The organism is Caldimonas sp. (assembly GCF_046289365.1).
GTDB lineage: Bacteria > Pseudomonadota > Gammaproteobacteria > Burkholderiales > Burkholderiaceae_C > Caldimonas.
In genome coordinates this window covers 5652-6646 of record NZ_JBKBVU010000171.1, presented here as the reverse complement: position 1 = coordinate 6646, position 995 = coordinate 5652, and the positions used below count along the sequence as shown (strand labels likewise).

The 995-nt window shown below is 66.1% G+C and carries 1 protein-coding gene; it reads right to left on the bottom strand.

Annotation, left to right across the window (positions count from 1 at the left end; genetic code table 11):
• Positions 1 to 74 precede the first annotated feature (74 nt).
• Positions 75 to 848, bottom strand: coding sequence for a ferredoxin--NADP reductase (locus ACK42S_RS14255; protein WP_409708844.1), 774 nt, complete (start codon positions 846 to 848; stop codon positions 75 to 77).
• Between the last annotated feature and the right edge of the window lie 147 nt (positions 849 to 995).

Below are 995 nucleotides of genomic sequence, written 5' to 3'. Positions count from 1 at the left end.
GACATGTTGGGCCCAAGCGCTGCGGCCCCTGCCGGGGGCAGGGGCCGCAGGGGGCGGGTGCGCCGAAGGGCGGTTTACTGATCGGCGAAGGCGCGCTCGATCACGTAGTCGCCAGGCCGGGAGGTGTTGCCCTCATGGAAGCCGCGCGCATCGAGCAGGCCCTTGAGGTCCTTGAGCATGGCCGGGCTGCCGCAGATCATCACGCGGTCGTGCTCGCGGTCGAGCGTGGGCAGGCCGAGGTCGTCGAAGAGCTTGCCGTTCTCGATCAGCGTGGTGATGCGGCCCTGGTGGCGGAAGGGCTCGCGCGTGACCGTGGGGTAGTACAGCAACTTCTCGGAGGCCAGCTCGCCCAGGAACTCGTGCTTGGGCAGCTCTTCGGTGATGAGATCCTGATAGGCCAGCTCAGCCACTTGGCGGCAGCCGTGCACCAGCACCACCTGTTCGAAGCGCTCGTAGGTGTGCGGGTCGCGGATCACGCTGAGGAAAGGCGCCAGCCCGGTGCCAGTGGCCAGCAGGTACAGGCGCTTGCCGGGCAGCAGATAGTCCAGCAGCAAGGTGCCGGTGGGCTTGCGGCCCACGAGGATGGTGTCGCCTTCCTTGAGGTGCTGCAACCGCGAGGTCAGCGGGCCGTCGGGCACCTTGATGCTGAAGAACTCGAGGTGATCCTCGTAGTTCGCGCTGGCCACGCTGTAGGCGCGCAGCAGCGGCTTGCCCTCGACCTTCAGGCCGATCATCGTGAAATGGCCGTTCTGGAAGCGGAAAGCCTGGTCGCGGGTGGTCTTGAAGCTGAACAGACGGTCGGTCCAGTGACGCACGCTCAGCACACGTTCTTCGTTGAAGGCACTCATGGTCGAGCAACAGGCAGGGTGGAACAGAAACTTCGAGCGAGCGCCAGGCAAGCGGCTGACGCGGGCCGGGGGGGGGGGGGGGGGGGGAAGGAGGGGGAGGAGGAAAGAACTTGGTGGCGGAGAGCGGGAGAATACAAAGAGAGCAGA

What these genes read in the sequence shown, in the direction of transcription:
- ACK42S_RS14255 (WP_409708844.1), bottom strand. Translation starts at nt 848, where the DNA reads ATGAGTGCCTTCAACGAAGAACGTGTGCTGAGCGTGCGTCACTGGACC.